20 protein-coding genes and 2 tRNA genes are annotated in these 21,476 nt (G+C 54.0%); 10 read left to right on the top strand and 12 right to left on the bottom strand.

The genetic code is table 11. The annotated features are described in order from the left end of the window. Positions 1 to 96: 96 nt before the first annotated feature. Positions 97 to 462: a metalloregulator ArsR/SmtB family transcription factor gene (locus HUO07_RS00600; RefSeq protein WP_008957347.1), complete on the top strand. Its 366-nt coding sequence runs from the start codon at positions 97 to 99 to the stop codon at positions 460 to 462. 101 nt (positions 463 to 563) lie between these two features. Here HUO07_RS00600 and HUO07_RS00605 read toward each other — a convergent pair whose 3' ends face one another. After that, positions 564 to 2,684, bottom strand: coding sequence for a carboxy terminal-processing peptidase (locus tag HUO07_RS00605; protein ID WP_176301941.1), 2,121 nt, complete (start codon positions 2,682 to 2,684; stop codon positions 564 to 566). Positions 2,685 to 2,823: 139 nt separating this feature from the next. Between HUO07_RS00605 and HUO07_RS00610 the strand changes: the two genes are divergently transcribed. Continuing rightward, on the top strand, positions 2,824 to 4,143 hold the full coding sequence (locus HUO07_RS00610; RefSeq protein ID WP_176301942.1) for a M18 family aminopeptidase: 1,320 nt from the start codon (positions 2,824 to 2,826) through the stop codon (positions 4,141 to 4,143). Between the two features lie 79 nt (positions 4,144 to 4,222). Here HUO07_RS00610 and HUO07_RS00615 read toward each other — a convergent pair. The 9 genes from HUO07_RS00615 to HUO07_RS00655 form a co-directional block, all read right to left on the bottom strand. Further along, positions 4,223 to 4,299 (bottom strand) — tRNA-Met (locus tag HUO07_RS00615). Positions 4,300 to 4,375: 76 nt separating this feature from the next. Beyond that, the gene (gene ychF, locus HUO07_RS00620; protein ID WP_176301943.1) at positions 4,376 to 5,467 is read right to left on the bottom strand and encodes a redox-regulated ATPase YchF; all 1,092 of its coding nucleotides are present in this window, start codon (positions 5,465 to 5,467) and stop codon (positions 4,376 to 4,378) included. A gap of 105 nt (positions 5,468 to 5,572) precedes the next feature. Further along, positions 5,573 to 6,160 carry an aminoacyl-tRNA hydrolase gene (gene pth, locus HUO07_RS00625; RefSeq protein ID WP_176301944.1) on the bottom strand — a complete coding sequence of 196 codons (588 nt, stop codon included), beginning with the start codon at positions 6,158 to 6,160 and terminating at the stop codon, positions 5,573 to 5,575. A 154-nt stretch (positions 6,161 to 6,314) separates the two neighbouring features. Further along, the gene (locus tag HUO07_RS00630; RefSeq protein WP_176301945.1) at positions 6,315 to 6,956 is read right to left on the bottom strand and encodes a 50S ribosomal protein L25/general stress protein Ctc; all 642 of its coding nucleotides are present in this window, start codon (positions 6,954 to 6,956) and stop codon (positions 6,315 to 6,317) included. 96 nt (positions 6,957 to 7,052) lie between these two features. Continuing rightward, on the bottom strand, positions 7,053 to 7,994 hold the full coding sequence (locus tag HUO07_RS00635) for a ribose-phosphate pyrophosphokinase (RefSeq protein WP_009287569.1): 942 nt from the start codon (positions 7,992 to 7,994) through the stop codon (positions 7,053 to 7,055). A 58-nt stretch (positions 7,995 to 8,052) separates the two neighbouring features. After that, positions 8,053 to 8,127 (bottom strand) — tRNA-Gln (locus tag HUO07_RS00640). Positions 8,128 to 8,176: 49 nt separating this feature from the next. Beyond that, positions 8,177 to 9,031, bottom strand: a complete 855-nt coding sequence (ispE, locus tag HUO07_RS00645) for a 4-(cytidine 5'-diphospho)-2-C-methyl-D-erythritol kinase (protein ID WP_176301946.1) — start codon at positions 9,029 to 9,031, stop codon at positions 8,177 to 8,179. A gap of 9 nt (positions 9,032 to 9,040) precedes the next feature. Continuing rightward, the gene (gene lolB / locus HUO07_RS00650) at positions 9,041 to 9,688 is read right to left on the bottom strand and encodes a lipoprotein insertase outer membrane protein LolB (RefSeq protein WP_176301947.1); all 648 of its coding nucleotides are present in this window, start codon (positions 9,686 to 9,688) and stop codon (positions 9,041 to 9,043) included. Between the two features lie 71 nt (positions 9,689 to 9,759). Next, a complete protein-coding gene (locus HUO07_RS00655) occupies positions 9,760 to 11,595 on the bottom strand; it encodes a tetratricopeptide repeat protein (RefSeq protein WP_246286380.1) in 1,836 nt (611 codons plus the stop codon). A gap of 255 nt (positions 11,596 to 11,850) precedes the next feature. Between HUO07_RS00655 and hemA the strand changes: the two genes are divergently transcribed. The 5 genes from hemA (at position 11,851) to HUO07_RS00680 (ending at position 16,566) form a co-directional block, all read left to right on the top strand. Next, positions 11,851 to 13,164, top strand: coding sequence for a glutamyl-tRNA reductase (hemA, locus tag HUO07_RS00660; RefSeq protein ID WP_176301948.1), 1,314 nt, complete (start codon positions 11,851 to 11,853; stop codon positions 13,162 to 13,164). After that, positions 13,161 to 14,249, top strand: a complete 1,089-nt coding sequence (prfA, locus tag HUO07_RS00665; protein ID WP_176301949.1) for a peptide chain release factor 1 — start codon at positions 13,161 to 13,163, stop codon at positions 14,247 to 14,249. The genes hemA and prfA overlap by 4 nt, the downstream gene beginning before the upstream one ends. Continuing rightward, positions 14,249 to 15,109: a peptide chain release factor N(5)-glutamine methyltransferase gene (gene prmC / locus HUO07_RS00670; RefSeq protein WP_176301950.1), complete on the top strand. Its 861-nt coding sequence runs from the start codon at positions 14,249 to 14,251 to the stop codon at positions 15,107 to 15,109. The genes prfA and prmC overlap by 1 nt, the downstream gene beginning before the upstream one ends. Before the next feature lie 196 nt (positions 15,110 to 15,305). Then, positions 15,306 to 15,806, top strand: coding sequence for an Lrp/AsnC ligand binding domain-containing protein (locus HUO07_RS00675; protein WP_035560378.1), 501 nt, complete (start codon positions 15,306 to 15,308; stop codon positions 15,804 to 15,806). Positions 15,807 to 15,810: 4 nt separating this feature from the next. Next, on the top strand, positions 15,811 to 16,566 hold the full coding sequence (locus tag HUO07_RS00680) for a HesA/MoeB/ThiF family protein (protein WP_176301951.1): 756 nt from the start codon (positions 15,811 to 15,813) through the stop codon (positions 16,564 to 16,566). 34 nt (positions 16,567 to 16,600) lie between these two features. On the opposite strand, the gene HUO07_RS00685 is transcribed toward HUO07_RS00680, so the two are convergent. After that, on the bottom strand, positions 16,601 to 17,194 hold the full coding sequence (locus tag HUO07_RS00685; protein ID WP_176301952.1) for a bactofilin family protein: 594 nt from the start codon (positions 17,192 to 17,194) through the stop codon (positions 16,601 to 16,603). 208 nt (positions 17,195 to 17,402) lie between these two features. On the opposite strand from HUO07_RS00685, the gene HUO07_RS00690 reads away from it, so the two are divergent. Both HUO07_RS00690 and HUO07_RS00695 read left to right on the top strand, forming a co-directional pair. Beyond that, on the top strand, positions 17,403 to 17,978 hold the full coding sequence (locus HUO07_RS00690) for a bactofilin family protein (protein ID WP_176301953.1): 576 nt from the start codon (positions 17,403 to 17,405) through the stop codon (positions 17,976 to 17,978). Positions 17,979 to 18,106: 128 nt separating this feature from the next. Next, the gene (locus HUO07_RS00695; RefSeq protein WP_176301954.1) at positions 18,107 to 19,786 is read left to right on the top strand and encodes a methyl-accepting chemotaxis protein; all 1,680 of its coding nucleotides are present in this window, start codon (positions 18,107 to 18,109) and stop codon (positions 19,784 to 19,786) included. 76 nt (positions 19,787 to 19,862) lie between these two features. On the opposite strand, the gene HUO07_RS00700 is transcribed toward HUO07_RS00695, so the two are convergent. Further along, the gene (locus HUO07_RS00700; RefSeq protein ID WP_176301955.1) at positions 19,863 to 20,630 is read right to left on the bottom strand and encodes a class I SAM-dependent methyltransferase; all 768 of its coding nucleotides are present in this window, start codon (positions 20,628 to 20,630) and stop codon (positions 19,863 to 19,865) included. Positions 20,631 to 20,872: 242 nt separating this feature from the next. Between HUO07_RS00700 and HUO07_RS00705 the strand changes: the two genes are divergently transcribed. After that, positions 20,873 to 21,364: a metallophosphoesterase family protein gene (locus tag HUO07_RS00705; RefSeq protein ID WP_246286381.1), complete on the top strand. Its 492-nt coding sequence runs from the start codon at positions 20,873 to 20,875 to the stop codon at positions 21,362 to 21,364. Positions 21,365 to 21,476: the final 112 nt, after the last annotated feature.

Below are 21,476 nucleotides of genomic sequence, written 5' to 3' on the forward strand. Positions count from 1 at the left end.
GCGTGTGAGCTGGTTCGCCATTAGAACTATCGGTGCTTACCGTCAACCGATTTAGTGACGTAAACTACATTGATAATCTATTAGTTTAGGAAGTTTATGGTGGGCAACGTGACTGCGCCCCAGGCGCTGCAAGTATTTAAGTGTTTAAGCGATGAAACGCGTTTGATGCTGGTGCTGCTAATTGCTCAAGAGCAGGAGCTGTGCGTGTGTGAAATGACCCATGCGCTGCAGGAATCGCAGCCCAAAGTATCACGGCACTTGGCTCAGTTACGTCAATGTGGGTTGCTTAGCGATCAGCGCGAGGGGCAGTGGGTCTATTACCGCCTTGCCTCTCAATTACCTGCCTGGGCCCACGATATTGTTCAGGCGGGCACCCAAGGCAGCGCTGTGCAATTAGCGGCACTCACGCAGCGCTTAACGCGAATGGGTGATCGGCCTGCCCGCCGAGCGGCGCTGTGTTAACGCGATGCTGAGGCAGGCTAGGTGATTAAAATAGCGTAATAAAAACGCCGACCCTTATAAAGGGGTCGGCGTTTTTTCTCAGCGTGCTTTAACCGTGCGTGTTAACGCTTAGCCGCTAACCGCTGAGAATCCTGCAAATGGACGTAATCAAGAAGTATCTCTGCTGATTCCAGCACGTAGGCGCGATCGACGGCCAGTGCTTCATCCTCTTCGCTTTCGCTCTCTTGTGAGGCAGCAGCGTCATCACTCTCTTCGCCGCCTATTCCTGCCGTGGCGTCTGTCCGAGCGTCCATCCACTCATCCAGCTCTTCCAGGCCCAGCGCACGGCGGCGTTGGTTTTCCAATGAGAGCTGTTCGGCTTCCTGGGCTTCCATTTCACGCTCGCGCTGTTCGCGGTTTAAGCTCACGCTGGTGTGCTGTTCGCGTAGCTGACGAGCAAGGGTGGACTGGCGTTCAAGATAGCGGAAATTGGCATTATCCTGCGCACGGGCATCATGTTGGGCAATGAGTTGCTCCAGCATGTTTTCAGGTTCGCCATAGCGGCGATACTGAACGTTCTGAACGGTATCCCACGCTAATGCGTTATCCAAGCTGCTTTCACCAATACGCTCGGGGTCAATCAGGCTGGGGAAGTCGATATCCGGCTCTACGCCGCGGTTCTGGGTGCTATCGCCAGAAATACGGTAGAACTTGGCGCGAGTTAGCTTGATCTGGCCATGGCTCAGATCATTAAGCGTTTGCACGGTGCCTTTGCCGAACGTAGGCGTACCGAGCACTAGGCCTCGACCGTAATCCTGAATAGCGCCAGCGAAAATTTCCGATGCAGAGGCAGAGAGGCGGTTCACTAAGACGCCTAACGGGCCGTCATAGAGCGTGCCTGCTTCGCTGTCGCCGTAGAGCTGGATGCGGCCCTGGGCGTCGCGTACCTGTACGGTGGGGCCGCGATCGATAAACAAGCCGATCAATGAATTGGCTTCCTGCAGGGCACCACCGCCATTGTTGCGCAGATCAAGCACGATACCTTCTACGCCCTCTTCTTTAAGGCGTTCGACTTCTTTGGCAACATCGCGTGTGGTACTGCGGTACTCCTCTTCACCGGCTTGCCAAGCGTCGAAATCAACGTAGAACGTGGGCACGTTAATGACCCCAAGGCGGTGCGGCTCGCCGTTGCGCTCGACTTCAATGATTTCGCTGCTGGCAGCTTGATCTTCAAGGCTGACAGTATCGCGGGTAATTTCAACGATCTGCGAGCGAGTCATATCGACTGCTTGGGCAGGTACTACATCTAAGCGAACGATGGAGCCTTTAGGACCACGAATTAAGTCCACGACGTTATCCAGACGCATACCGACGACATTAACCATCTCGCCTTCTTCCTGGCCAACAGCGATGATGCGGTCTGCTGGTTCCAAAACGCCTGCGCGCTCTGCTGGGCCACCGGGCACTAGGCTTGCAACCTTGACGTACTCGCCGTCCGATTGAAGCAGGGCGCCGATCCCTTCAAGCGAGAGGCTCATCTGAATATCAAACGACTCACCCTGGCGGGGGGAGAGGTAGCCGGTGTGCGGGTCGATGCTGCCAGTGACCGCTGCCATGAGTACGCCAAACACGTCTTCAGGCTCGGTTTGCTCCAGGCGAGTTAGTTGCCCTTCATAGCGCTGGCGCAGATTGGTTTCAATCTGTTCGCTGTCCTGGTCGGTTAAGGCAAGGGTTAAAGCGTCGTTTTTGAGCCGTTTGCGCCATAGCTCGTCGAGTTCGCTTTGCCGGGAGGCCCAGGGGGCATCTTCACGATCAATCTCTAAGCGTTCATTGCTTTCAAAGTTAAAATCAAGGCCTTCGTCGAGCTGAGTAAGAAGCGACTCAACGCGAGTGCGTTGACGTTCACTAAACGCGTTATACAGATTGAAAGCGTCGTCTAGATCGCCATTAAAAATGGCGTCTGCCATGCTGGTTTCTAGATGGCGATAGGCTTCGATATCACTGCGCAGTAGGTAAGCGCGCTGACCGTCAAGAATGTCCAAATAGCGTTGGAATGTGTCTTGCGACCATGCTTCGTCAAAATTTACGTCAGCATAGTGTCCGTAGCGGAGCGAGTCCGCAATTTCCACCGCCGCCTGGCGTTGTTCGTCGGTCGGCTCGAGTTGCGCCAAGGCGGCTGGGCTGGAAACAACCAGCATGACAGCCAGGGCGACCGAACGCGAAAGCGTTGCAAACAAGCTCATCAGTCAAGCTCTCCCGGATTTGTGTACACTCATTCTTCCCTAGACACGCAATGTGACCCATGAGTTGCGTAGGTCGAGGGAGTATTGTAGCAGGTCGCCTGCGCTATGAGACTCAATCATTACTGTTAAGAGGATTTCCATGTCCGAGACTTTCAACGCTGATCGTTTAACACGTCTCTGTGACTTTCTGCGTCAATCACCGACACCCTGGCATGCTGCAGGCAATATGGCCTCGCGATTGGAGCAAGCCGGTTTTCAGCGGCTGGAAGAAAAGGCGAATTGGCAGCTGACGCCGGGCAAGCGCTACTACGTTACCCGTAACGACTCAGCCATTATTGCGTTTCAATTACCTGAGTCTAGATTAACCGAATTGCGCATGATTGGTGCGCATACTGATAGCCCCGGCCTGCATTTAAAGCCCAACGCCACGCAGCGTTCTGCGGGTTGGCTGCAGTTAGGCGTGCAGGTATACGGCGGTGTGCTGATGGCGCCTTGGTTTGACCGTGACCTAGGGTTGGCAGGGCGCGTACATGTGCGCCACGCTGATGGGCGCTTGGAAAGCGTACTCCTCAATGTCGACCGTGCTATTGCCACCATACCGAGTTTAGCGATCCACCTTGATCGAGACGTGAACAGCGGCCGCCCGATAAATCCGCAGACACAAATGGCGCCGGTGTTGATGCAAAGTGAGGCAGCCACGTTAGCCGAGTTAGTGGCGCAGTGGCTAGAGCAGCAGCACGGCCTGAGTGCCGTAGAAGTGGTTGACTTTGAACTGGGTTTTTACGATGTACAGCCGCCATCGTTGGTGGGCGTCAAGCAGGAGCTAGTGGCTAGCGCTCGGTTGGATAATCTGCTTTCCTGCTTTATGGGGTTGGAAGCGCTATTAGACAGCGATGGTCGTCAGGGCGCCCTGTTAGTAGCCAATGATCACGAGGAAGTGGGCAGTGCCAGCGCCAGCGGCGCTCAAGGTCCTTTCCTGGCGGATGTGCTAAAGCGCATTAATGGTCAGCTGGGAGGCAAGGGAGGTGAGAAGGGCAGTGATGAGTCACTGATTCAGCTGATTCAGTCGTCGCTGATGATCTCTTGCGATAACGCCCATGCGCTGCATCCCAATTTTCGCGACAAGCACGATGAGCGCCACGGACCGGCGATTAACGGCGGCCCAGTGATCAAAGTGAATGCGAGCCAGCGCTATGCCACTAATAGCGTTACCGGCGCGCTGTTTCGTGATGTGTGTCGTGAAGCGGATGTCCCGGTGCAGTCGTTTGTGACCCGGGCAGATATGGGTTGCGGCAGCACGATTGGGCCGATTACCGCGACCGAACTAGGCGTACCCACTATTGATGTTGGTGTCCCGCAGTGGGCGATGCACTCCATTCGAGAAACCGCGGGTACTAAAGATGTGGAGTACCTCACTCGCGCGCTGACGCAATTTTTAAACCGCACTACGTTGAGTTGAATGTGGTGAGCTAACGCGCACGAGCCGAGTTAAAGCAAAAAAGCCCGCTGACAGAATCAGCGGGCTTTTCAATAAGCTTTGGTGGCTACGCCCTGATTTGAACAGGGGACCCCATCATTATGAGTGATGTGCTCTAACCAGCTGAGCTACGTAGCCTTTCAACGGGGGCGAATGATACTGATAACACTGATTTTAGTCAATGTTTTATTGCTGAAAATGCTGGCGTGGCCGTTTATACGTTAAAACGGAAGTGCACTACATCGCCATCTTTAACAATGTACTCTTTGCCTTCCAGACGCCACTTGCCGGCATCTTTAGCGCCTTGCTCGCCACCCAGCGAAACAAAATCTTCATAAGCGACGACTTCGGCACGAATAAAGCCTTTCTGGAAGTCGGTGTGAATGACGCCTGCTGCTTCTGGGGCTGTTGCGCCTTCTTTCACTGTCCAGGCGCGAACTTCTTTAACACCAGCTGTGAAGTAGGTTTGCAGACCTAGCAGGGAGTAACCCGCACGAATTACGCGATCAAGGCCCGGCTCGTCCATGCCCATTTCGCTCAGGAACATGGAGCGCTCTTCATCGTCCAGCTCGGCGATTTCAGCTTCCAACTGATTGCACACGGGCACTACCAGCGCGCCTTCTTCGGCGGCAATCTCGTTAACAATATCCAGGTAAGGATTGTTCTCGAAGCCGTCTTCGTTGACGTTGGCGATGTACATGGTCGGCTTCAGGGTTAAAAAGCCGAAGCTTTTCACCTGACGCTGCTCTTCTTCGCTCAAACCAAAACTGCGCAGCGGCAAGCCTTCCGCAACGTGGGGCTGAATACGGTCAAGAATCGCCTTGGTGGCAATGGCGTCTTTATCACCCCCTTTCACCGAACGAACCAAGCGTTGGCTAGCTTTTTCGACAGTATCCAGGTCGGCCAGCGCCAATTCTAAATTGATCGTTTCGATATCGGCACGAGGATCGACTTGATTTGCCACGTGGATAACATTGTCGTTATCGAAGCAGCGCACCACATGGGCAATCGCCTGGGTTTCACGGATGTTGGCCAGGAATTTATTGCCCAGCCCTTCGCCTTTGGAAGCCCCGGCGACCAGGCCTGCGATGTCGACGAACTCCATGGTGGTCGGCAGCACTTTTTGCGGCTTGACGATCTCGGCAAGCTTATCAAGGCGCGGATCCGGCATCGGAACGATTCCGACGTTTGGCTCAATGGTGCAAAAAGGGAAGTTTTCTGCATCGATGCCTGACTTCGTCAGTGCATTAAATAGCGTGGACTTGCCGACGTTAGGCAGACCGACGATGCCGCAATTGAAACCCATAAAATGTTCCTGAAAATAAGGTGGTAGGGCGTAAATATTAATCGCCATTCTACGAGATGCACTAGCCGTCAGCTACCGGCGTCACTAGCCAGTTTTCGACAGCGTTTATTCTGACTTAAGGCTGTGTAACTGGTTCATCGCTTTGGCCCAGTCTCCCGATAGCACTAATGGCAACGTGGTGATGCACTCATCAATGGCACGAGTGATCGCTTCTTGTTCGGCTTTGCCGGGCCGCCCTAGGACATAGTTAGTGACCTGGCGTGCCTCGCCAGGGTGGCCAATGCCGATACGTACCCGGTGAAACTGCTTTTGATCGCCTAGCGCGCTAATGATATCGCGTAGGCCATTATGGCCGCCGTGCCCACCGCCAGTTTTGTAGCGTGCCTGCCCTGGCGGAAGGTCAAGTTCGTCGTGGGCGACCAGTAAATTATCGGGCGTCAGTTTGAAAAATTGGCTTAAGGCTGCCACAGCGGCGCCACTGCGATTCATAAAGGTAGCGGGGTTGAGTAGGTGCAGCTCATGGTCGCCTAGACGGACTTTGGCATAGTGGCCAAAAAACTTCTTTTCTGGGCGCAACTCTGCATGGGCGCTGCGCGCAATTGCATCGACCAACCAGAAGCCAGCGTTATGGCGAGTGGCGTCATACTCTGCGCCGGGGTTACCTAATCCAATAATGGCCGTTACCTGGCTCATATTCCCACCTCATACCCATTTCTAGGAGAAATTTTTGACATCGCGCCAGCGCCAGCCCTAAAAAAAATCAAGCGCCGAGGCGCTTGATTCTAACATCATGTCAGCATCACGAGGGCCATGCAGGCATAGCCCTCATTGGATGCTTAACGAGTACTTACTCGGCGCTGGAATCTTCTTCGCCTTCGCTTTCACCGTCTTCGTCTTCTTCGCTACGAACTTTCACTTTGGTGATGCTCAGTACTGCATTGTCGTGCTCTTCACCGTGGGACAGGTCAACAGAAGTGACGCCGGCCGGCAGAGTAAGATCAGACAGGTGCAGCGTAGTGCCAAGCTCAACAGCAGCGATATCGACTTCAATGAAGTCAGGCAGGTCTTTCGGCAAGCAGCTGATCGAAATTTCATTGGCCAGTACGTGCAGTTCACCGCCTTGGTCTTTAATGCCTACACACACTTCTTCGCCTGTCACGTGCAGCGGCACGTTCATGGTGATTTCGTGGGTAGCGTCAACGCGCAGGAAGTCGGCGTGAGTTAGCAACGGCTTGAACGGGTGACGCTGCAGGTCACGAACAACCACTTGCTCTTCTTTGCCTTCGATCATCAGTTTGATGACCGAGGAGAAGAAGGACTCGTCTTCAATCGCTTTGTAGAAAGCGGTTTTTTCGACGGAGATAGACTGCGCGCCTTTTTCGCCACCGTATACAACGGCAGGTACTTGCTGGTTCGCACGACGCAGGCGGCGGCTCGCACCTTTCCCCAGGTCGTTACGAACGCTGGCTTTCAGGATAAAATCAGACATGGAATTGCCTCTTGGTTTAAGTAAGGAAGACGCCATCGACCGCGACCAGACGATGGCGTTTCCGTGGCCCCAAAAGGGGGCTATATCGTCAGGCGTTTAGTGGAACATCGCGCTGACAGATTCTTCGTTGCTGACCCGACGAATCGCTTCCGCGATAAGGCCGGCAACGCTCAACTGGCGAATTTTTCCGCTTCGACGAGCAACGTCAGAGAGCGGGATGGTGTCGGTCACCACCACTTCATCCAGTACGGAGTTGGTAATATTATCAACCGCTGGGCCGGATAAAATCGGGTGCGTTGCATAAGCCACGACGCGCTTGGCGCCGTGATCTTTGAGCGCTTCACCGGCTTTACATAGCGTGCCTGCGGTATCGATCATATCGTCGACCACGACACAGGTACGGCCTTCAATCTCACCGATAATGTGCATCACCTGGGCTTGATTAGCCTGGGGGCGACGCTTATCAATAATGGCGAGATCGGCGTTCAGCTGTTTGGCGATGGCGCGTGCACGAACCACACCACCCACATCGGGGGAGACTACAACGAGGTCGCTATAATTCTGACGCTCGATGTCATCCAGCAAAATGGGTGAGCCGTAGACGTTGTCGACCGGGACATCAAAGAAACCCTGGATCTGATCAGCATGTAGATCCATGGTCATCACACGGTCAACGCCTGCCTTGACCATCATGTCGGCAACCACTTTGGCGGAAATAGGCACACGTGCGGAACGCACACGGCGATCCTGGCGTGCATAGCCAAAGTAGGGCAAAACAGCGGTGATACGAGTTGCCGAGGCGCGACGCAGTGCGTCGACCATCAGGATCAACTCCATCAGATTGTCGTTTGTCGGTGCACAGGTGGATTGCAGGATGAAGACATCCTTACCGCGCACGTTCTCATTGATCTCGACTGCAATTTCGCCGTCGCTGAATTGACCCACCGTCGCGTTACCCATACGGCTGTCTAAGCTCTCGGCTATTTTTTGAGCGAGTGCGGGATTAGCATTCCCGGCGAAAACCATCAATTTTGACACGCGCAGCCACCTTTGCAGTGTTGGGAATCAGGGGTAAAAACGCAGGCCATTGTTGGGTTGGCTGGGGTACCAGGATTCGAACCTGGGAATGCCGCTACCAAAAAGCGGTGCCTTACCACTTGGCGATACCCCAGCAATAACCTAACGCGCTGACCGGGCGCTTTTAACTGCCCAGAGCGGGGTTATAAACAGCCCAGAGCATCATGTAGGGGAGAGGTGTTGAGCCCGCGTGCTACCCATGTCGGCCAACGTTGACCCGCTAATTGCGCGATTGCCTGTGCTGCTTGCTGCGTCTCAAAAGCAGCAAACAAACAAGCGCCCGTGCCGGTCAACCGACTAGATGCGTGCTGTGCGAGCCAATCAAGGGCTTCCGCAATTGGCGGATAGCGTTCCTTTACGACGGCTTCACAGTCGTTGCGCCACTCCGGCGCTCCCCCCTGCAGTGCGCGCGCCATAGTAATGGGGCGGCTGTCACGTGTCAATTGCGGGTCTTGAAAGACGTCAAGTGTAGACACACTTATGCCGGGATGGATAATGGCGAACCAAGGGGTATCCAGCGTCACTGCGGTAAGCTGCTCGCCTACCCCTTCAGCCCAGGCACTATGGCCGTGCACAAAGACAGGCACGTCGGCCCCCAGCTGCAGGCCTAAGCGTGCCAATTCGTCTAACGATAGATGAAGCTGCCAGAGGTGATTGAGCCCCACTAGCGTGGTAGCCGCGTTGGAACTGCCGCCACCCAAGCCGCCGCCCATAGGCAGCTGTTTTTCAATAGAAAGGGTCGCCCCTAGTCGAGTGCCGCTGTGACGCTGCAATAAACGGGCGGCACGCACAATCAGATTGTCATCGTGGTTTACGCCGCTGAGCTCATGGGTTAAATGGATTTCTCCATCATCGTGGGCAGCCAGCGTAAGATGATCATTAAGATCAATAAATTGAAACAGCGTTTGCAGTGTGTGGTAGCCGTCTTCACGACGGCCCACGATATGCAGCATGCGGTTAAGCTTGGCCGGGGCGGGTAATCTAAGCTGCGCGTTCATTTAAACGGTTTACTCGTCGCTGGCTTGCCACTGGTTAACGACCAGCGTGATACGTACATCGTCGTAGTTCATGATTAACCGGCGCGGCAGCCACATGCCTTCAAACTGTTCCCAGTCACGGTAGTCAATTTCCCAACCGTCTTGTGTCAAGTGGCTGGGGAAGCCGAGTTCATCGGTTTCCATCTGATAGTTGTCATTTTCGCCGGGTAGGCCGCGTACCCAGTCAGGCATGGCGCTAACGGGCAGTGACCAGCCAAGCTGCTCTTCCATTAAGGCTTCCGGCGTTTCTGCTTCAAAGCGTCCGTCACTATTGGTGAGTGAGAAGCGACCTTCACGACCCTCAAGCACATTGCGCCCGCCACCAAACGGCCCGCTGATCAGCATACGGAAATAGTAAGGGGTCTGATTCCAGTCCAGGTTGGCGCTGACGTTCTCTTGCGAGGTACGCAGGCCCGCTTTGCCCACTAGCGTCCAGGTGTCGAATGCCTCTACCTCTGCCTGCTGCCGCTTCCACTGGCCTGCTTGTCGGCCACTTTCATCTACCGGGCCTTGCGAAGCGCACCCAGCAAGGAGCAAGAGAGTAAGACCCACAACCCATAGCCGCGGGAAAGGAAGTGCAATGGGGGAGCGTAAAGGAAAGGACGTCAGTGTCGGCATAAACAGGCTCCATGTTAGGTGATGACGGCGCAAGAGTAGCATGATCGGTGCGCTGAATCGGTGGTATAGCGTTAGGGTATCGCCTGCGGTGTTAGTTCAGGATAGCGCTTAAGCAAATCGTCAATCTGCGGATGCAGGTTGGTTCGCTGCATAATCTGCTCAATCAGGCGGCGCGCCTCTTCTTCACGACCTAGTGCCTGCAAGACCTCGGCTAAATGGGCGGCGACCTCTTGATCGGGTAGCTGTGTATAGGCGCTTTCAAGCCAGGGAAGCGCTTCATCTGGCTGCCCAAGGCGGAAATAGACCCAACCCATACTGTCGAGTACGGCGGGGTTGTCCGGGTCGGCTTCGTAGGCGCGCTCAATCAGTTCAAACGCCTCTTGTAGGCGTCCAGGCAGATTGAGATCGGCCAGAGTGTAACCCAGCGCATTGAGCGCTTCGGCATTGTCAGGGTCGGTGCGCAGCACTTGACGTAAATCAGCCTCCATTCCCGCAATGTCGCCAGCTTCCCAGCGGCGCATAGCGCGCATATAAAGCAGTGAAGCATCATCCGGTGTGCGGGTGATTTCACGGTCTAAAAGCGCATTGGCCTCTTCGGTCTGATTGGTTTCGTCCAATAACTGAACTTCGAGCATTACCAGCTCGGTAAAGTAGCTGTCAAAACGCATCCGTTCAATGCGCAGAAAGGCACGGGCATCAAGCAGACGGTCTTCTTCAATCAGCATTTGCGCCGCAGCCGCGCGAGCGGGCACAAATTCATCCCCCTCGCTGACTTGACGGTAATAAAGTAGGGCGTTGTCGGTATCGCCTTGGGTCTGGGTAATCGCCCCGAGCAGGTAATAGGCTAGATTCGGCACCTCTGGCTGGCCAATCAGCGGCTGTAGCAGGCGTTGGGCGGGTTCGGGGTGCCCCTCTTCCAGATACAGCTGTGCCAGCGATAAGCGCAGGTCCTGGTTGCCGCCATGTCTCTCCAGCAGGGCATTAGTTTGCGTCTCGGCCGCACTGATGTTGTTGAGGCGAATTTCGGCCTGGGCCAGTAGCAAAATAAATCGCACATCGTCAGGGGCGAGTTCCAAGCCCTGCTGTGCCGCCTGCTGAGCAGCCGAGTAGTCTTCCGTCTCTAGCGCAAGGCGTGCTCTTACCAACCATAACGCCGCTGATTCAGGATCCAGCAGCGCGACTTGATCAAGCCGCCGCTGGGCAACGGCGGTGTCGCCAAGGGCGGCTTCAATCAGTGCTGTGCCGAGCAGTACATCGCTGTGATGTTCTAATTGGTCAGCGTTGGGCTGGGCTAGGTGCGCGCGCAACTGCTGAGCAATTAAGGTAAGTGGCGCTTCTTCCGCCACCGCAATTTCTGCAAAGGCAGTCAAATCGCCATGGCCGCCCGCTTCGACAATATCAATACGCTGCTCAAGGCTGTCGAGCCAATCACCGCGCTGTAATGAAAAAGCCGCCAATAAGCGATTAGGTGCTTCTGCCTGTGGGGCCAGCTCACGCCAACGTAGCGCAGAAGCCTCTATTAAAGAGGCTTCATTACCAAAGCGGGCGGCGAACGTTGCGCGCTCGGCAAGCGCTGGCTCGCGATAGCGCTGCGCCGCTTCAAGATACCCCTGGCTTGCCGAGCGGTAATCGCCTCGCTGGCCAGCCAGTTCCGCCCCCAGCAGCGTGCTAAGCCCTGCGGCATCCAACCCTCGCGTTATAGGCGGGGCATCGCGCATTGGATCATCGGCCCATGTGCCCAGCGGGCCATCCTGCTGGCTGGGTGTCGATTGGCAGCCGCCCAAGAGTAACGCCGCGGCGGCCACTGGTAGCAGCGACAAACGCCGTACAGCAGCGCTTGGAAAAGCAAAGCGCAACAATGAAAAGCTCAGAACAGTAGAGCCAAGAAGTGTAGAGCGAGGTCGCATGCGTCTCTCGATTAAGTGGCCGAATGCTCAGCATAGCGGCTTGCCTGCCTGCGGCAAAGTGGTGTGGGCCAGATGATAGCCTGCTGTGATAGAATGTTCCTCCTTGAAAAAGTGGTCAGCAATCTTTATGCCTATTTTATAGGCAGCGCTTGAACCACGCCAAAGACTTGTTTGAGCAAGCCCTAATTGACGGTGCGGCCGCTTTAAGACCGGCGGTCGGCGAAAGTCCGACACACTAGCGAAGACGCATAACGCATGACGCTTCTTGCCCTGGGAATAAATCATCGTACCGCCAGCGTGGCCGTGCGTGAGCAGGTGGCTTTTTCGCCCGCGCAGCTTGACTCTGCGCTGGCTGAATTGCGCAATCTGCCACAAATCAGTGAAGCGGCGGTGCTATCGACCTGCAACCGCACGGAGCTTTACTGCGTCACGGATGCAGCTGGCGAGCAGGCGGTACTCAATTGGCTCGGACGCTTTCATAACTTACGCGTCGATGAGCTGACCCGCTGTGCCTATCACTATCTAGACAACGATGCGGCGCGCCATTTAATGCGCGTAGCGGTTGGCCTGGATTCCATGGTGCTGGGCGAACCGCAGATTCTGGGCCAGTTGAAAGATGCCTATCAACAGGCGCGTGAGTCAAAAGGGTTGGGCGGTGAGCTTGAACGCCTGTTCCAGCACACCTTTGCGGTGGCCAAACAGGTACGTACCGAAACCGGTATTGGCAAAAACCCTGTCTCAGTGGCCTACGCGGCGGTCAGTATGGCCAGCCGCATTTTTGATGATTTTAGCCGTTCACGCGCGCTACTCATTGGCGCTGGTGAAACCATCGAGCTGGTCGCTCGGCATTTACACGAAGCCGGTGTTCGCCAGCTTACTGTCGCCAACCGCACCCGCGAACGTGCCGAGCTCGTGGCAGGGCCCTTGGGGGGGACGGCGATTACCCTGCAAGAAATTCCCGACGCCCTTGAACATGCCGATATCGTCATCTCTTCCACCGCGGCCCCGCTGCCTATTCTCGGTAAAGGAATGGTCGAGCGAGCACTCAAAAAGCGTCGCCATCGGCCGGTATTTATGGTCGATATCGCCGTGCCGCGTGATATCGAACCCGAAGTGGGCGAGTTGGCCGATGTATTCCTCTATACCGTCGACGATCTGGAAGAGGTGATTCAAGAGAATCGCCGTCATCGCCAGGTGGCTGCAGATCAAGCAGAATCGCTGATTGAGCACGGGGTGGGCAGTTGGCAGCATGCACGACGTATTCGCAACGGTGGTGAATTAATCCGTGATTATCGCCAGCATGGCGAAGCGCTGCGCGATCTTTCACGCGATCAAGCGTTAGAGCGGCTGGCGCGCGGTGAAGACCCTGCTAAAGTCATTGAGCGCTTGGCGCATCAGTTGACTAACCGCCTGCTGCACCAGCCGACTCAAGCCATACGTGATGCCGCCTCAGAGGAGCATCATGACTTGCTGAATGCCGCGCCGCGCCTACTGTTGCCTACTAAACCAGCCTTTGAAACCACGCCTGCGCCCCCGGTTAAACGCCAGAAGGATGATACGCCCGCATGAAAGAGACTTTGCGCCAACGCTTAGACAGCTTTACAGAACGTTTTGAAGAGCTGGCGATGCTGCTGTCTGATCCGGAAGTGATCAATAACCAGCAGCGCTTTCGCGACTACTCACGAGAATACTCCGAGTTAGAGGAGCTTGTAGCCGCGTGGCAGCGCTATCGTGACATCGAAACCAATATGCATGAAGCCGAGCAGCTTAGCCGCGACAGCGACGCTGACATGCGCGAATTGGCGGAGATGGAACTGAGCGAAGGGCGTGAGCGGTTAGAAGAATTAGATATCGAGCTTAAGCGTCTTCTGGTGCCGAAAGACCCTGACGATGGGCGAGGGGTGTTTTTAGAAGTACGCGCAGGAACCGGCGGCGACGAGGCTGCTATCTTTGCCGGTGATCTGTTCCGCATGTATTCGCGTTATGCGGAAAAGCGCGGCTGGCGGGTCGAAATCGTCAGCGCCAGCCACGGTGAGCAGGGCGGTTACAAAGAGATCATCTCCCGGGTGAAGGGCGATGGTGTTTACGCCCAGCTAAAATTTGAATCCGGCGCCCACCGGGTTCAGCGCGTACCAGCGACCGAATCACAGGGCCGCATTCACACATCTGCCTGCACCGTCGCGGTTATGCCTGAAGTCGATGACGTGGGTGATATTGATATCAATCCGGCCGATTTGCGCGTGGATACCTACCGTTCCAGCGGTGCTGGTGGTCAGCACGTTAACACCACCGATTCCGCCATCCGCATTACTCACCTACCAACCGGCGTGGTAGTGGAATGCCAGGAAGAGCGCAGCCAGCATAAAAACCGTGCCAAAGCGATGTCGCTGCTGGCAGCCAAGCTCAAACGCAATGCGGTAGATTCCCAGCGTCAGGAGCAGGCCGATGCCCGCCGCTCGCTGGTAGGCTCGGGGGATCGCAGCGAACGCATCCGCACCTACAACTTTCCGCAAGGTCGCATCACCGATCACCGCATTAACCTGACCCTGTATAAACTGAATGAAGTGGTCAGTGGTGAGCAGTTGGACGATGTGATTAATCCGCTGATTCACGAGTATCAAGCGGAACAGCTTTCAGCCCTTCAGGACGTCTAATGTCGCTTGATGCGCTGTTGAAACAGGCGGCACAACGGTTACAGGCGGCGGGGTCTACCTCGCCGCGTGTGGATGCTGAAGTGCTGATGTGCCATGTGCTTGAGCGGGACCGTACCTGGCTTTACACCTGGGGCGATAAAATGTGTTCCTCCCAGGAGCATTCGCGCTTCGATGCACTCATTGACGCACGTGCCCAGGGCACGCCAGTGGCCTACCTGACCGGCGAGCGTGAATTTTGGGGGCTGCGTTTAGCGACCTCGCCCAACACGTTAATTCCTCGTCCCGATACTGAAACGTTAGTCGAGCTTGCCCTTAGTCGAGTGACACTGCCCACTGGCCGTCTGCTTGACCTTGGAACCGGTACTGGCGCCATTGCGCTGGCGTTTGCCAGTGAACAGCCCGACTGGCAAGTGCTAGGCGTCGATGTGCGCGATGAGGCGGTCGAGCTGGCAGCAAGAAATGCGCAATACTTGGGTATTACCAACGCCCATTTTTTGCAGAGTGATTGGTTTGGCGCGCTGGAAAGCTATGCTGAGGCCGAAACGCTTTTCAATCTTATCGTTAGTAACCCGCCATATATTGCTGCCGATGACCCTCACCTTGCCGAAGGCGATGTGCGTTTTGAGCCTCGCTCAGCGCTGGTTGCAAACGCTGATGGCATGGCGGATTTGTTGCACTTGGTGCAGTCCGCTCGGCACTTTTTAACAGCGTCCGGCTGGCTGCTTCTTGAACACGGTTATACACAGGCGGAAAAGGTACGCATGGCACTGAGCAGTGCTGGCTATCAGAACGTTGAAAGTGTTCGTGACCTGGGAGGGCATGAACGGGTTACCCTAGGGCGCCTAATAACAGCCACTTAAACTCAACGAATTCAAACGACAGCGCTAACATCAACAACTGCTGCTGCAAATCCTCAAGCGCTGATGTTGAGAGGCTATTTTAATAACTAACTGGTTGATTAGAATTTGTATATAAATGGTCTGCTCACTCAGCGCCATTTAGTACAACCTTTAGCAAGGGGCTCGCATGAAGGGCTTTGGCATTAAGGACTCTGGCATGAAACCTAAAAATAGAACGCTGGACCGTATCGATCTTAAAATCCTGCATTGCTTGCAGGACAATGCGCGTATTTCGTATGTTGATTTGGCCTCGGAAGTAGGGTTATCCACAACCCCTTGTCTTGAGCGCGTTAAACGCTTGGAGAAAGCTGGCATTATCCGTGGCTATCAGGCAATTCTCGATCCGCGTGCCTTAAAGGCCAATTTATTAGTCTTTGTCGAAATCAGTTTAGAAACACAATCGCCCGCCGTATTTGATGAATTCCGCCGCGCGGTCGAGAAACTACCCCAGATTCAAGAGTGTCATCTTGTGTCAGGGCAGTTTGACTACATTTTAAAGTGCCGTATTCCCGAAATGTCGGCCTATCGCCAACTGTTGGGCGATGTGGTGTTAACGCTTCCTGGGGTGAAAGAGTCAAAAAGTTATGTGGTGATGGAAGAGGTGAAAGAGAGCTTCAATTTGCACATCCCCGCCTTCGAGGAATTTGAGGATAAATAAGCCGATGATGGATGATCAGGCACTGCTGCGCTATAGCCGTCAAATCATGCTGCCCGAAGTGGATATCGAGGGCCAGGAGCGCCTGCTATCTGCTCACGCCGTGATTATTGGGGCAGGCGGCTTGGGCTCGCCAGCGGCGCTTTATTTAGCGGCTGCTGGGGTAGGGCGGATCACCATCGCAGATGCCGATCACGTCGAACTTTCTAATCTTCAACGCCAAATTGCCCATCAGCAGGCAAGCGTAGGAGTCAATAAAGCCCAATCCGCCCAGGCCAGCATGCAAGCGCTGAATCCGTACGGTGACATTGTGGCGATAGACCAGCATGTAGAAGGCGCAGCGCTTGAGCACTTAGTGGCTTCAGCGGACGTGGTGCTGGACTGTACCGACCGTTTTTCAAGCCGTTATGCAGTCAATGCGGCGTCACAAAAGGCCGGAGTTCCATTGATTTCCGGCGCAGCCATTCGTTTTTCAGGCCAGCTGGCCGTCTTTGACCCTCGCAATGCCGAGTGCCCTTGCTACGCTTGCTTATATCCACCCGATGACAGTGGTGACGAAGCTCTTAGTTGCGCAGAGAGTGGGGTCATGGCGCCACTGGTAGGCTTGATCGGCAGCTTTCAAGCGGTTGAAGCCTTCAAACTACTAAGCGGCGCAGGCACTGCTCACCAGGGGCTGTCCATTTTTGACGGTTTAAGCGGCCAATGGCGGCATTTTCAAGTTCGTCGTGATCCCGCTTGTAGCGTATGTGCCCAGTACCGTTAGGCATGCAGATAACAACAAGGCTCCTATCACCCGTTTACGCTTCAGTTTGATCGTGCTGGGCAGCTTGGCTCTTAGTAGCGGCAGGTTTGTCGGTAGTTGATTTTTTAGGGGGGGCACCGTCAGTACTGCTCAGAGGTGATGACTTTTTTGCACTGACTGAATTATCATTAAAAGTACTTTGATTAAAAGTACTTTGTAATATCTCGTTGTCAGGGTTCATATCGATAGTGCCGTGAAAAGCGCTACCATCTTCCAATACTAGGCAAGGGGCGATAATGGTGCCTGAAACATGCGCGCCTTTATGGATTGTTGCTCGGTGGAGTACCACGAGATTCCCTTTTACTTCGCCTGACACATGCAAGGTGTGGGCAAAAATATCACCTTTAATATAGCCATTGGCGCCCAGCGTCACAGTGTGCTGTTTGCAGGTAATGATGCCGCTGACACGTCCTTCTACTGTCAAATCTTCGTCACTATTAATATCGCCTTCCACTTGAGTGTTGCTACCGATGACAGAGAGGCTTGAGCGCGCATTATTGACTGGTGAGTGCTGAGGCGATGAATGGGGCTTCGCGATCAGCGTCGCAGATTTATTCTCTGATGAGGCATTCTTAGCTTTATTAAACATCGGTTGGCTCCTGTTAAATTGTCGGCAGAGCGCCTTATGGGCGCACGTTAATCTAAAAAAATTTCCATCTAGCACTTTAATCTGCTTGTTCACTTAACAAAGCCTAGAGTTAAGCCAAGTGAGGGTGCCTATTCGCGCTGCCGATATCTCATTAGAGCGCGTATAACGTTAACTGGGATAACCACATTTGAGGCGACAGGATAGCGGTATGGGTATTCAAGCATGGTTTATTATTCTAGGCGTGGGTGCCATGATGCTGATTGTATTGGATGGCAAACGTGGTAAGAGTACGCAGCGTATAGCTGGTTTACCTGATCGCCTGCAACATCTATCTACTGTCAGTGCTTCCCCTTCTCGTAGCGAACCTCTTGAAGAGGTTCCGCCATTGGTAACAGCTGACGCTACCGGGGTAGAGGCCGCCTTAGCGCCTCCCCTTCACGGAAGTCGAATTGGAGCGGCGACGCGTATTGCAGGCAAAGTAATCGCCGACGAGCCAGTACACATTAAAGGGCACGTAACGGGAACGGTCATTGCGCCTAATCACACGGTGTCGGTGACGGCCACCGGCTATGTAACGTCTTATGTGGAAGGCAGTGGTGTCGAGATTGATGGTCACGTGGTGGGGACACTGAAAGCCAATACGAAAGCCACACTGCTAGCACGTGCACACATCCAAGGTGTGATCGAAGCACCTCGATTAGCGTGTATGCCGGGCGCTTGGCTACAAGTGGAAGTCGCTGAACAAGACCGTCGAAATCGGCCGAAAGTTGCTATGGTGTCTTAAAGGCAACCATCGCTCCCTTTCATGCTGCGTATTATACAAACGTCTAAAATCACTCCAGATCGTTTTAGTTGTCTTGAGCTTCGCCGATACCTAATTGAATGACTTATAAATGAAAAAGGGATCACCGGATGAAGCACCTCTCTATTAAATGGAGTCTGACTGCCGCGTTAGCCTTGCTGGTGCTGATGATTGGGTTGATCAGCGGGCTTGGGTTCTATGCGAATCACAACAGCTCTCAAGCACTTGAGGAACTGACAGCCACCAACGTAAGACTCACCAACTTAGCCAACCGCACACAAGTGCACTCATTAAGAGCGCAAACCTTCTTAGACCGCTCGGCGAGTTTTAGCACGCAAGGCAACCCCGAAAAAGGGCAGGAAAGCCTTGCCATGGCGGTAGAGGCAGTCGCTGAAGCAGAGGCACGTTTTAATGAGTTTCGTGCTGTGCCAATCAACCCTGAAGGCACTTTGGCACCACATCGTGATGCCATTATCAGCGCTTATGAAGCCTTTGTGACAGAGGGTATTTCCCCATTGCTTGAGGCCGCTCCTTTTCAAATTCAGCGCCGCCAAGAAGAACTGGGAGCTTTAAGCGCTGAGCTTGATGCGGCTATGAGTGGATTTATTGCCTATACCGAAGGACGCGGCGCTAGTGTTCTTCAACAGGTGAACCACTTAGCCACTGTTATTGGTGTCATTGCCATTACCCTGCTAGTAATTTCACTCCTGGCGGCGGTGGTGATTAGGTGGGCAATGATGCGTAGCGTTGTAAGGCCACTACGCGACGCTAGTGCGCATTTTGCTCGGATTGCCGATGGCGATTTAACGGGGCACATAGAGGACCGTGGCCGCAATGAAATTGGCCAGCTGTTCAGTGGGTTAGCGGCTATGCAGGAGAAGTTAAAACAGCTGGTAATAGCATTACGAGGCAGCAGCGAGCGTGTCTTCAGTGGTGCGGGTGATATTTCGGCGGGAAGCCAGGATCTCTCTTCACGAACAGAACAGCAGGCTTCAGCTCTTCAGCAAACCGCTTCCAGCATGGAAGAGATGTCGACGACGGTGAGTAAAAATGCTGAAACGGCCCAAGAGGCGGATAAGCTGTCGGTGACGGCATCACAATCTGCGGAGTCAGGTGGTGAAGAAGTAGAACGCACAGTGCAACTAATGCGTGAGATTGCTGCTAGCGCGAGCCAAGTCAACGATATTATCGGCGTGATTGATTCAATTGCCTTCCAAACTAACATCTTGGCACTTAATGCCTCAGTTGAGGCGGCTCGTGCTGGGGAGCAAGGCCGTGGCTTTGCCGTGGTGGCCAGCGAGGTGCGTTCATTAGCAACTCGCAGTGCAGACTCGGCAAAAGAGATACGTAGCTTGATTGAGCAAACCACCACGAAAATTAACGGTGGCGCCGAACAAGCGGAGCGCAGTGGGCAGACTATTCATCAAACAGTGGATGCAATTCGTCAAGTCACCGCATTGATGGGTGAAATTTCGACCGCGACGCGAGAGCAGAATAGTGGCATTGAACAGATCAACGCAGCACTTACTGAAATGGACTCTGGGACCCAGCAAAATGCTGCTCTCGTTCAACAAACCAGCTCCGCCGCAAGCTCTTTAGAGGGACAGGCCCGCGAACTAGCCGATTTGATGGCTACTTTCCGAATTGATGAGAGTGCCAGTAGCAATGGTGCGCTAATTCACCATCATGTTACGCAAGAGCAGGACACTAATCAGCACATTGAAGCAGCGCCACGCCAGCAAACAACGCAAAGCAAAAAGGCCACCGCTGATGAATGGGATGAATTCTAGGTCTTGGTTTAAGTAAAAGCCGCCGACAGTGAACGTTCACTGTCGGCGGCTTTTTTGTTTAGAAGCTTGTCAGGTTTTATGCGCGGGCTGAAACGCGTAGACGGACATAATCGGCTGTCCAGTTTCCTTGCTCATCCCGTAGGCTGTGGCCTAAAAGCGTTAAGGTATTTTCCAGCACGGCCTCTCGCACGTCTTCATCAAGCCCATGTAAAAACGGGCTGGCAAACGTTTCAAGCCATCCAATCATGCCCGTAGGCAAAGGAGTGGGGCGAGGAATCAGCTCAATGCTTTCTACTTTGAAGCCTACTGTTTCCAGTATGCGGCCGTACTCATGTGTGGTAGGAAAGTACCAGGGATGGCGCCCGCGCGCGCTAATGCCCCGAAACTGCAGGGCGGCAATCAGCGCGGTGCAGATGGCGGCTACGTTGCCATGGCCACCAAACTCGGCCACAAACCGACCCCCAGGCTTCAACGCCCGCTTAACCCCTGCCAAAACAGCCTGGGGATCAAGCATCCAGTGCAGCGCCGCGTTGCTAAACACTGCGTCAAATTCGTGATCAAAGGGCAACTGATGACCATCGACCACGCGTGCGGTAATGCCACGCTGTCGTGCTGCTTCCACCATCTCTTCTGAAGCATCAATCCCTAGTACATCAGCCCCTAATTGCACTAAGCGCTCTGTCAACGCGCCATCGCCACAGCCAAGATCCAAGATGCGTTCACCAGGTTGAGGCGCTAACAGTTTGACGACTTCGCTGCCTAGTTTAGGTACAAAATTAGCATTCTGGGCGTAGCCATTGGCGTTCCACTCTTGCCTGGGTGCGTTTGGAGAAATATTGGTCATGTCGGCTTCCTGGCGTCGTTGTTATTCCATCAAGGGGCAATCATATAATGGTAGCCAGCATAGTATAGCTTGCTGTTGCTTAACTTATTAGATAGATAACGAAAATCTAAAGCAATTACATCACGACATTTCTGTTTATTTAAAAATATGATCTATTTGAGTAATGTTACGTAGCGTTCTATCAATAACAGCGACGAAATTGTTACGACAATAAAGTGCAAAAAAGCGAGAAAACCGTATTAATGAACTCATCAATGCCGAGTTACAGTATTGCTTCTCCCGTCGGACTTATTGCCGATACTCACGGGTTGTTGCGTGATGAAGCACTTGTTCTGCTGCAGGGGTGCGAGCTAATTCTGCACTTGGGAGACGTAGGCAACAAAGAAGAGGATAAAGCGATCTTGGAACACCTGGAAACTCTGGCGCCGGTTCACTGCGTGCAGGGCAATATCGACACGGCAGCATGGGCGGGGAGCTTGCCGCTGCATCAGGACATCATGGTAAATGACCATCATCTGCACCTTGTTCATCGTTTAGCGGATTTTGACCCATCGACTCCTTGCGATGCCGTTCTGCACGGGCATTCTCACAAACCTCGCAACGAAACCCAGTCAGGAAAGTTGCTCTTTAATCCAGGTGCGGCGGGAAAGCGTCGTTTTAAGCTTCCCATTACGTTAGGCAAATTATGGATTGATCAACGCGGTATACGCGGGGCGATAATACATTTGTTGTGATTTATTCTGTCGCGTTGCTCTCCAGCGATTGCCATTGGCTTCAAGAAGCGGCCGGTAAAAGGCAAGACCAAGGCTCTCCTGCTACGCTTTTCCTTGATGGGTTGCCTTATGG

The sequence above is a fragment of the Vreelandella maris genome (genome assembly GCF_013371085.1).
Taxonomy (GTDB): domain Bacteria; phylum Pseudomonadota; class Gammaproteobacteria; order Pseudomonadales; family Halomonadaceae; genus Vreelandella; species Vreelandella maris.